7 protein-coding genes are annotated in these 10526 nt (G+C 64.1%); 6 read left to right on the top strand and 1 reads right to left on the bottom strand.

Going from position 1 to position 10526, the window contains the following annotated elements:
- Window positions 1-419: 419 nt before the first annotated feature.
- The gene (locus ASC75_RS05000) at window positions 420-2735 is read right to left on the bottom strand and encodes a long-chain fatty acid--CoA ligase (RefSeq protein ID WP_280137925.1); all 2316 of its coding nucleotides are present in this window, start codon (window positions 2733-2735) and stop codon (window positions 420-422) included.
- A 479-nt stretch (window positions 2736-3214) separates the two neighbouring features.
- On the opposite strand from ASC75_RS05000, the gene ASC75_RS04995 reads away from it, so the two are divergent.
- From ASC75_RS04995 to ASC75_RS04970, 6 genes are all read left to right on the top strand, one after another.
- A complete protein-coding gene (locus ASC75_RS04995) occupies window positions 3215-4810 on the top strand; it encodes an ABC transporter substrate-binding protein (RefSeq protein ID WP_055971165.1) in 1596 nt (531 codons plus the stop codon).
- A gap of 109 nt (window positions 4811-4919) precedes the next feature.
- Window positions 4920-5924, top strand: coding sequence for an ABC transporter permease subunit (locus tag ASC75_RS04990; RefSeq protein ID WP_055971162.1), 1005 nt, complete (start codon window positions 4920-4922; stop codon window positions 5922-5924).
- A gap of 9 nt (window positions 5925-5933) precedes the next feature.
- The gene (locus tag ASC75_RS04985) at window positions 5934-6842 is read left to right on the top strand and encodes an ABC transporter permease subunit (RefSeq protein ID WP_055971159.1); all 909 of its coding nucleotides are present in this window, start codon (window positions 5934-5936) and stop codon (window positions 6840-6842) included.
- A 1-nt stretch (window position 6843) separates the two neighbouring features.
- Entirely contained in the window at window positions 6844-7695 is an 852-nt protein-coding gene (locus tag ASC75_RS04980; RefSeq protein WP_055971155.1) for an ABC transporter ATP-binding protein, read from the top strand.
- Window positions 7692-8519, top strand: a complete 828-nt coding sequence (locus ASC75_RS04975) for a dipeptide ABC transporter ATP-binding protein (RefSeq protein ID WP_055971152.1) — start codon at window positions 7692-7694, stop codon at window positions 8517-8519. Before ASC75_RS04980 ends, ASC75_RS04975 begins: the two co-directional genes overlap by 4 nt.
- A gap of 237 nt (window positions 8520-8756) precedes the next feature.
- Complete coding sequence (locus ASC75_RS04970; RefSeq protein ID WP_055971661.1) at window positions 8757-10364, top strand: ABC transporter substrate-binding protein; 1608 nt, start codon at window positions 8757-8759, stop codon at window positions 10362-10364.
- The last annotated feature ends 162 nt before the right edge of the window (window positions 10365-10526 follow it).

The raw sequence follows: 10526 nt of genomic DNA, 5'->3' as shown, positions 1-10526 counted from the left end.
CCCGGCACCGGCGCTTCCCCCCGTTGCCCGGTGCGCACCGGAGTCCCGTGGAAGATCGCGAGGGTGATGATACGGGAGGTTGAGAGGGGGGTGGAGAAACGCGGGCGGCTCTCCACGCGGGATGCTGACAGATGGTGACAATCCGCGTGCATGTACGAATGGCATGGGACCGTGGTGTAAGCTCCAGCCGTCACGGCATGGATCCCCGGGTCTGCGCAGACCCGGGGATCCATGCCGTGAAGGTTGGGCTATTCCCACGGTCACAGGAAATGGCCAAGCGCTTCAATCAAATGGTCGTTTGATGCCGTTTGAGAAAATGAGGCGGCGTGACGCGCGGCGATCGCCGAGGGCGAAAATAAGCGGCCACCGTGGAAAACCTTTCCACGGTGGCCGCATGTTCGTCGCAATAGGGCGAGGGGTCAGCCCCGCAATTCGCGCCTCAAGATCTTGCCGACATTGGTCTTCGGCAGCTCGGTGCGGAACTCGATGTATTTCGGCCGCTTGTAGCCGGTCAGGTTTTCGCGGCAATAGGCGATCAGCGTCTCGACGGTGAGGTCGGGATCCTTGCGCACGACGAACAGCTTGGGCACTTCGCCCGAATGTTCGTCCGGCACGCCGACTGCCGCGACTTCGAGCACGCCGGGATGCTGGGCGACGACGTCCTCGAGTTCGTTGGGATAGACGTTGAAGCCCGAGACCAGGATCATGTCCTTCTTGCGGTCGACGATCTTGGTGAAGCCGGCCTCGTCCATGAAGCCCATGTCGCCCGACTTGAAGTAGCCGTCGGGGGTCATCACCTTCGCGGTTTCGTCGGGCCGGTTCCAGTAGCCGGCCATCACCTGCGGTCCCCTGATGCAGATCTCGCCGACCTCGCCGAGCGGCATGTCGTTGCCGTCCTCGTCGCGGATGGCGATGTCGGTCGAGGGCAGAGGCAGGCCGATGGTGCCGGTGAAGTCGGGTGACGAGCACTTGTTGGCGGTCGCCACCGGCGAGGTTTCCGACAGGCCGTAGCCCTCGGTGATGTGGTTGCCCGTCGCCTTCTTCCAGCGCTCGGCGACCGGCCGCTGCACGGCCATGCCACCGCCGAGCGAGAGGATCAGGCCCGAGAAGTCGAGCTTGCGGAAATCCTCGTTGTTGGTCAGCGCGTTGAACAGCGTGTTGAGGCCGGGGAAGATGTTGAACTGGAACTTGGCCAGTTCCTTCACGAAGCCGGGGATGTCGCGCGGATTGGGGATCAGCACGTTGAGGGCGCCCTGCTGCATGCCCATCAGCGCGTTCACCGTCAGCGCGAAGATATGGTAGAGCGGCAGCGCGCAGACGAAGGTCAGGTGCGGCGGCTTCGGCTTGACCGTGTAGGCGTCCTCGACCCACAGCGCCAGCTGGGCGACATTGGCCAGCACGTTCGAGTGGATCAGCATCGCACCCTTGGAAACGCCGGTCGTGCCGCCGGTATATTGCAGGAAGGCGATCTCGTCGGGGGCGACGGCGACCGGCTTGAGGCTCTTGCCCGAACCTTCCTTGAGCGCCGCCATGAACTTGACATGGCCGGGCAGCGACCAGGCCGGCACCAGCTTCTTGACCTTGCGCACCACCAGGTTGACCAGCACGCCCTTGAGCCCGAGCATCTCGCCCATCGAGGCGACGACGACATGCTTGACCTGGGTCCTGGCGACGACCGCCTGCAGCGTGGTGGCGAAGTTTTCGAGGATGACGATCGCCTCGGCGCCCGAATCCTTGAGCTGGTGCTCGAGTTCGCGCGGCGTGTAGAGGGGGTTGACGTTGACCACGGTGTAGCCGGCGCGCAGCACGGCCATCATGGCCACCGGGTACTGCAGCACGTTGGGCATCATGATGGCGACGCGGGCCCCCTTGGCGAGGCCCTTCGACTGCAGCCAGGCGGCGAAGGCCGTCGACATGCGGTCGAGCTCGCCATAGGTCAGCGACTTGCCCATGCAGGAAAAGGCGGGGCGGCCGGCATATGTCTGGCAGGCGGCGGTGAGCAGGTCGCCGATCGACTGGTAGGTCAGCGGCGCGATCTCGGCCGCCATGTTGGCGGGATAGCTCTTCAGCCACGGCTTGGCCCCGGCCTTGACTGGCGCGGCCTTGACAGGAGCGGAGGTGGCAGCGGTGGCCTTGGCCGGAGCCGCGGCCCTCGCGGCTGGCTTCGCCTTTGCCACGGGAGCCTTGGCGGCTGGCTTGGCCTTCGTCGGTGCAGCGGCCTTGGCCGCGGGCTTTGGCATTTCGGCAACCTTGGCCGGAGCCGCCTTGGTGGGTTCGGATTTAGCTGCCGCCGGCCTGGCCGCAGACTTGGCCGGCGCGGGGGCGGCCTTCGCCTTGGACGCGGGCTTGGCTGCCGGTTCGGCCTTTACCGGCGAGGCCTTGGCGGCAGCAGGCTTGGTCTGAGCCGTCTTTGTCTTGGCGGCCGCCGGCTTGGGCGTTGCCGGTTTGGCACTGGTAGGCTTGGCACTGGCAGGCTTGGCCGGCACGGCCTTCGCCTTGGGCGCTGGTGCGGCGGCGGCTTTCGTTTCGGGCTTCTTGGCGGGGGCAGTCACCTTGGCCGCCGGCTTGGCGGCGGGTGCTGCCGGGGCTGCCGATCTTGCAGTCTTGGCTGCCTCGGCCTTCGGAGCGGCAGGTTTGGCGGCTGCCTTGGTTTCGGGCTTTGCCTTGCCGGCGGGCTTGGCTGCCGCCTTTGCTGTGGTGTCTGCCGTACGCGCCTTGCCGGTAGATTTAGCCAATGCACCCTCCCACGTTGTTCTTGTTTTTCCGGCCTGATGGATCGCCGGCATTCGCCCTCGTCACTAGTCGCAGCGCCGCAAGAACAGTGCCGCGTCGGGGCATGTTGTAGTTGTTTGTATTGCCACATGACGTTAACGGCAAGTATCACCCAACGTCAGCTCGGCGGCCGAATTTCGCTTTTTTTTGACGCGGCTGGAATCGGCTATGGCGCGCCAGGACCCATGTCGCGGCCGCGACGAGATGTGGCGCAGCGGGAGCTGATAAAGCAGGTTCTGATGAAGCGTCGCCAAAGTCGAAATCGTCTGCCGGACAATCAAATTTCGAAAAAAACAGACTGTCGCCAAGTCATCTGTGGGTAAATTATTCTGCTTACCAAAGGGCACGTAGGCGGGGAGTTCCAAAGCTGAATAAACGGTGCTTATATGCGCGCCTGCGAGCCTGACGGGTAGGGCTTGGGAAAAATCATAGGGAGTGTTCAATGTTCAAAAAAACGACCTTTGCGGCCGCGTTGCTGGCTGCAACCGTCCTGAGCGGTGCGGCGAGCGCCAAGACGTTCGTCTACTGCTCGGAAGGTTCGCCTGAAGGCTTCGATCCGGGTCTCTACACCGCCGGCACGACTTTCGATGCCGCTGCGCACACCGTCTACAACCGCCTGCTCGAATTCAAGAAGGGCACGACCGAGACCGAGCCGGGCCTGGCCGAGAGCTACACGATCTCCGACGACGGCCTGGAGTACACCTTCAAGCTGCGTCCGGGCGTCAAGTACCAGACCACCGAGTTCTTCACGCCGAGCCGTGACTTCAACGCCGACGACGTCGTCTTCTCCTTCGAGCGCCAGCTCAAGGCCGACAATCCGTGGAACAAGTACGTTACCGGCGCTTCGTGGGAATACGCTGCCGGCATGGGCTTCCCGGAAGTCATCAAGTCGGTCGAGAAGGTTGACGACCTGACGGTCAAGATCACCCTGACCCGCAAGGAAGCTCCGTTCCTCGCCAACATCGCGATGCCGTTCGCTTCGATCGTGTCGAAGGAATATGCCGACAAGCTGCAGGCCGACGGCAAGATGAACCAGATGAACCAGATGCCGCTCGGCACCGGTCCGTTCGCGTTCGTCGCCTACCAGCAGGACGCCATCATCCGCTACAAGGCCAACCCCGATTACTGGGGCGGCAAGCAGAAGATCGACGACCTGGTCTTCGCGATCACCCCTGACGCGTCGGTTCGCTACCAGAAGCTGAAGGCCGGCGAATGCCACCTAATGCCGTTCCCGAACGCTGCCGACGTCGCCGCGATGAAGGCCGACACCAACCTGAAGGTGATGGAGCAGGAAGGCCTCAACGTCGCCTACCTCGCCTACAACACCACCCAGGCTCCGTTCGACAAGGCTGAAGTGCGCAAGGCGCTGAACCAGGCCATCAACAAGCAGGCCATCGTCGACGCCGTGTTCCAGGGCGCCGCCACCCCTGCGACCAACCCGATCCCGCCGACCATGTGGTCGTACAACAAGGCCGTCGAAGACGACAAGTACGATCCGGAAGCCTCGAAGAAGGCGCTCGAGGCAGCTGGCGTCAGCGGTCTCAAGATGAAGGTGTGGGCGATGCCGGTTTCGCGTCCCTACATGCTCAACGCCCGCCGCGCGGCCGAGCTGATCCAGTCCGACTTCGCCAAGGTCGGCGTCGAGGTCGAGATCGTCTCCTACGAGTGGGCCGAATACCTCGACAAGTCGAAGGCCAAGGATCGTGACGGTGCCGTCATGCTCGGCTGGACCGGCGACAATGGCGATCCGGACAACTTCCTCGACACCCTGCTCGGATGCGACGCCGTCGGCGGCAACAACCGCGCCCAGTGGTGCAACAAGGAGTTCGACGACCTGGTGACCAAGGCCAAGGAAACCAATGACGTGGCCGAACGCACCAAGCTCTACGAAGAGGCGCAGGTGGTGTTCAAGAAGGACGCTCCCTGGGCGACCATCGACCACTCGCTGTCGGTCGTGCCGATGCGCAAGAACGTCGAAGGCTTCGTCCAGAGCCCGCTCGGCGACTTCGCTTTCGACGGAGTTGACATCACGGAGTAAGGTTGCCTAAACAGGGTCAACCTGGGTTGGGGCGCTTGTACGACAAGCGCCCCAATGCACATTTTGTGCTACCCTTACCTTTCTCGGAACATTCACTTAAAGGTCTGACATGCTCCGGTTCCTGTTGGGGCGGCTAGCCGTCCTCATCCCGACATTCGTCGGGGTTTCCATCATTGCATTCTCATTCATCCGACTTCTGCCTGGCGATCCCGTCGCCCTCCTGTCGGGTGAGCGCGTCATGTCGCCCGAGCGGCACGCGGAAATCTCCGCCGCGCTCGGTTTCGACCGGCCGATCATCATCCAGTATCTCGATTACCTCTGGGGTGTCGTGCGCGGCGATTTCGGCACCTCGATCGTCACCAAGCGGCCGGTTGTCGACCAGTTCTTCGAACTGTTCCCGGCGACCGTCGAGCTGTCGCTCTGCGCCATCATCTTCGCCGTGGTGCTCGGCATCCCGGCCGGCGTGATCGCCGCGATCAAGCGCGGCTCCTTCGCCGACCAAGCGATGATGGGTACGGCCCTTGTCGGCTTCTCGATGCCGATCTTCTGGTGGGGCCTGCTGCTGATCATGCTGGTCTCCGGCATGCTCGGTTGGACGCCCGTCTCCGGCCGCATCTCGCTGATGTTCTATTTCCCGCCCGTCACCGGCTTCATGCTGATCGACTCGCTGCTGTCCGGCCAGGCCGGCGCCTTCAAGTCGGCCGTTAGCCACCTGATCCTGCCGACGATCGTGCTGGGCACCATCCCGCTCGCCGTCATTGCGCGCCAGACGCGCTCGGCGATGCTCGAGGTGCTGTCGGAAGACTATGTCCGCACCGCGCGCGCCAAGGGTCTTTCGGCATTCCGCGTCGTCGGCGTCCATGCGCTGCGCAACGCCATGATCCCTGTCGTCACCACCGTCGGCCTGCAGGTCGGCGTGATGCTCGCCGGCGCGATCCTGACCGAGACGATCTTCTCCTGGCCGGGCATCGGCAAGTGGATGGTCGATTCCGTGTCGCGGCGCGACTACGCCGTCATCCAGGGTGGCCTGCTGATGATCGCAGCCGTCATCATGCTGGTGAACCTTGCCGTGGACCTGCTTTACGGCCTCATCAATCCGCGTATCCGGCACTAGGAGGGCGTCATGTCTCAAGCTGCTGCAACCAGCGCCGTTTCGACTGATCCGTCCCGCCGGGCGCGACTGGCCGAATTCTGGTACTACTTCTCCGAAAACCGGGGCGCCGTCGTCGGCCTCGTGTTCTTCATCTTCCTCGTCCTGCTGGCGATCTTCGCGCCGCTGATCGCGCCGCACGATCCGACCCAACAATACCGCGACGCGGTCCTGGTTCCGCCGGTCTGGCAGGAGGGCGGCCGCGCCGACTTCCTGCTCGGCACCGACGCCGTCGGCCGCGACATGCTCTCGCGCCTGATCTTCGGCACCCAGTTCTCGCTGTTCGTCGGCGTCATCGTCACGACGCTGTCGCTGGTCGTCGGCGTCGTCTTCGGCGTCATCGCCGGCTATTTCCGCGGCTGGGTCGACACCGCCATCATGCGCGTGATGGACATCATCCTCGCCTTCCCGTCGCTGCTGCTGGCGCTCGTGCTGGTGGCCATCCTGGGGCCGGGCCTGGTCAATGCGATGATCGCGATTTCGCTCGTCTACCAGCCGCATTTCGTGCGCCTGGCGCGCGCCGCGGTGATGAGCGAAAAGACCCGCGACTACGTCGTCGCCGCCAAGGTGGCCGGCGCCGGCCATGCCCGGCTGATGTTCAAGACCATCCTGCCGAACTGCATGGCGCCGCTGATCGTCCAGGCGACGCTGTCGTTTTCGAGCGCCATCCTCGACGCCGCCGCACTCGGCTTCCTCGGCATGGGCGCGCAGCCGCCGACGCCGGAATGGGGCACGATGCTGGCCGAGGCCCGCGAGTTCATCCAGAGCAAGTGGTGGGTGGTGACGCTTCCGGGCGTGGCGATCCTTATCACCGTGCTGGCGATCAACCTGATGGGCGATGGCCTGCGCGACGCGCTCGACCCGAAGCTGAAGAGGTCCTGACATGGCACTTCTTGAAATCGAAAATCTGGTCGTCGAGTTCGAGACGGCCTCCGGCCCCTTCCGCGCGGTCAACGGCGTATCGATGAAGGTCCACGAGGGCGAGGTTCTCGCCATCGTTGGCGAGTCCGGCTCGGGCAAGTCGGTGTCGATGCTGGCGGCGATGGGGCTCTTGCCCTGGACCGCCAAGGTCACCGCCGACAAGCTGACCTTCAATGGCCGCGACCTGCTGTCCATGCCGGCCAGCGAGCGGCGCAAGATCATCGGCAAGGACATTGCCATGATCTTCCAGGAGCCGGTGGCCAGCCTCAACCCGTGCTTCACCGTCGGCTTCCAGATCGAGGAAGTGCTGCGCGTGCATCTGGGCCTCGACAAGGCGGCGCGCCGCAAGCGCGCGATCGAGCTGTTCGAGGCGGTCGGCATTCCCGACCCGGCGGATCGGCTCGGCTCCTATCCGCACCAGATGTCGGGCGGCCAGTGCCAGCGCGTGATGATCGCCATCGCGATCGCCTGCAATCCCAAGCTGCTCATCGCCGACGAGCCGACCACGGCGCTCGACGTGACGATCCAGAAGCAGATCCTCGACCTGCTGATGAAGCTGCAGGCCGACCATGGCATGGGCCTGATCATGATCACCCACAACATGGGCGTCGTGGCCGAGACCGCCGACCGTGTGGTCGTGCAGTATAAGGGCCGCAAGATGGAAGAAGCCGACGTGCTGACGCTGTTCGAGAACCCGAAGAGCAACTACACGCGCGCGCTTCTGGCGGCATTGCCCGACAACGCCACCGGCGACCGCCTGCCGACGATCTCCGAACTGTTCGTCGACGACCAGATTGAAGGGGCAGCACGATGAGCGTCATTCTCGAAGCGCGCAACATCGTGCGCGACTACCATGTGCCCGGCAGCCTGCTGAAGAAGGCCAAGACCGTTCATGCCGTGAAGGGCGTGAGCTTCACCGTCGAGAAGGGCAAGACGCTGGCCATCGTCGGCGAAAGCGGCTGCGGCAAGTCCACGCTCGGCCGCATCCTGACGCTGATCGACCCGGCGACCTCGGGCGACCTGCTGATCGAAGGCAAGAAGATCGACATCGCCAAGGGCGACATGACCCCGGAGATGCGCCGCAAGGTGCAGATCGTCTTCCAGAACCCCTATGGCTCGCTCAACCCGCGCCAGAAGATCGGCGACATCCTGACCGAGCCGCTGGTCATCAACACCGACACCCCCGCCGACGAACGCCGCGACAGGGCGATGACGCTGCTGAAGAAGGTCGGCCTCGAGGAGAAGCACTACAACCGCTATCCGCACATGTTTTCGGGTGGCCAGCGCCAGCGCATCGCCATTGCGCGCGCCCTGATGCTGAACCCGAAGCTGCTGGTGCTGGACGAGCCCGTCTCTGCGCTCGACCTCTCGGTGCAGGCGCAGGTGCTGAACCTTCTCGCCGACCTGCAGGACGAGCTCCAGCTGACCTACGTCTTCATCAGCCATGACCTGTCGGTGGTGCGCTACATCGCCGACGAGGTGATGGTGATGTATTTCGGCGAGGCGGTCGAATATGGCAGCCGCGACGAGGTCTTCGCCGACCCCAAGCACAGCTACACCAAGACGCTGTTTGCCGCGACGCCGCGCGCCGATGTCGAAAGCATCCGTGCGCGCCTGGCCAGGAAGAAGGCCGCCTGAACGAAAGGCGACTTCTTCCATCCTGCCTTGAGCCTGGGCCCGGAAACCGACATCGGTTCCGGGCCTTCGCACATCTGGCCTGTGCGTGTGGAAACACCCGCGCACGGAGCACAATGTTTTGGGCCACGGCCCCAAAACGCCAATTTCGTCTCTCGCAAAAGCTTCGGCGGCGATCATAATCCGCTGCATCGAATTGACGGGCCGGCCTTTCTGCCAGCCCGATGCATGGAGGCCGATATGGCGGGAATTGAATTGTCCAGGCGCAAGGTGCTGGCGGGGTCGGCATTCCTTCTGGCGTCGACGGCCTTGCCGTCGATCGGCTGGACGCAGGCGAAAAAGGGCGGGCGGCTGGTGGTCGCCGCCGATTCCGAGCCGCGCAACCTGAACCCGGCGATCGTCGCTTCGAACGGCGTGTTCTTCGTGTCGAGCAAGGTCGTCGAGCCGTTGGCCGAGGCCTCGTTCGACGGCGAGGACGGGCTCGAGCCGCTGCTGGCGACGAGCTGGGAAGGCTCGGCCGACGGGCTGTCGGTCACCTTCAAGCTGCGCGAGGGCGTGACCTGGCACGACGGCAAGCCGTTCAGCTCCGCCGACGTGGCGTTCTCGGCGCTGAGCGTCTGGAAGCCGTTGCAGAACCTTGGCCGCGTCGTGTTCAAGAACCTGGAAGCCGTGGAGACGCCGGACGCGAACACGGCCGTGTTCAAGTTCTCCAAGCCGACGCCGCTGCAACTGATCAGGAATGCGCTGCCGGCGTTGACGGCGGTGCTGCCGAAGCACGTCTACGACGGCAAGGACATCGCCGAGAACCCGGCCAACAACGCGCCCATCGGCACCGGCCCGTTCAAGTTCGCCGAGCACAAGGCAGGCGAATATTACCGGCTCGAGCGTTACGACCAATACTGGGGCGAGGGCGAACCGGCACTCGACGAGATCATCTATCGCGTGCTGCCCGACCGTGCGGCGGCAGCCGGGGCGCTGGAGGCGGAAGAAATCCAGCTTGCGGCCTTCTCGGCCGTGCCGCTGGCCGACCTCGACCGCATCTCCAAGGTGCCGGGCATCAAGGTCATCACCGAGGGCTACGAGGCGCTGACATACCAGCTGGTGGTGGAGATCAACCACCGCCGCAAGGAGCTGGCCGACGTCAAGGTGCGCCAGGCGATTGCGCACGCCATCGACAGGGACTTCGTCGTGAAGACGATCTTCCTCGGCTATGCCAAGCCGGCGACCGGCATCGTTCCGCAGAACGACAAGCAGTTCTACACGGCTGAGGTTGCGACCTATGGCTTCGACGTCGCCAAGGCCAATGCGCTGCTCGACGAGGCAGGTTATCCGAAAAAGGACGACGGCAAGCGTTTTGCGCTGAAGCTTTTGCCGGCACCCTATTTCAACGAGACCAAGCAGTTCGGCGCCTATCTGCGCCAGGCGCTGGCCGCCGTCGGCATCGACGCCGAACTGGTCAACAACGACTCCGCCGCGCACCAGAAGGCCGTCTACACCGACCACGCCTTCGACATCGCCATCGCTCCGCCGGTGTTCCGTGGCGACCCGGCGATCTCGACGACCATCCTGGTGCAGTCGGGCATTCCCGATGGCGTGCCGTTCTCCAACCAGGGCGGCTACAAGAACGACGAGCTCGACGCGCTGATCGCCAAGGCGGCGGAGACGCTGGACCCTGCGGCGCGCATCGATCTCTACAAGGAGTTCCAGAAGAAGGTGGCAGCCGAGCTGCCGCTGATCAACGTCGCCGAATGGGGTTTCATCACGGTCGCGCGCGACACGGTCAAGAACGTCTCCAACAACCCGCGCTGGGCGGTTTCGAACTGGGCGGACACCTATGTCGAAACGTGACATCATTCCGCCAGCCGGGATGATGATCCGTTACTGAGCATGCCTCTGGAAATCTCAGTGCCTCCAAACACCCCCACCCCTAACCCCTCCCCACAAGGGGGAGGGGGACTCGCTGTCGTGCGCCAAGCGCGCGCGCAGCTATCCATCTTGGCGCATCGGGTG

Source organism: Aminobacter sp. DSM 101952 (assembly GCF_001424795.1).
Taxonomy (GTDB): Bacteria; Pseudomonadota; Alphaproteobacteria; order Rhizobiales; family Rhizobiaceae; genus Aminobacter; species Aminobacter aganoensis.
The sequence above is the reverse complement of the archived record's forward strand: the minus strand, read 5'-3'. Positions and strand labels throughout refer to the sequence as shown.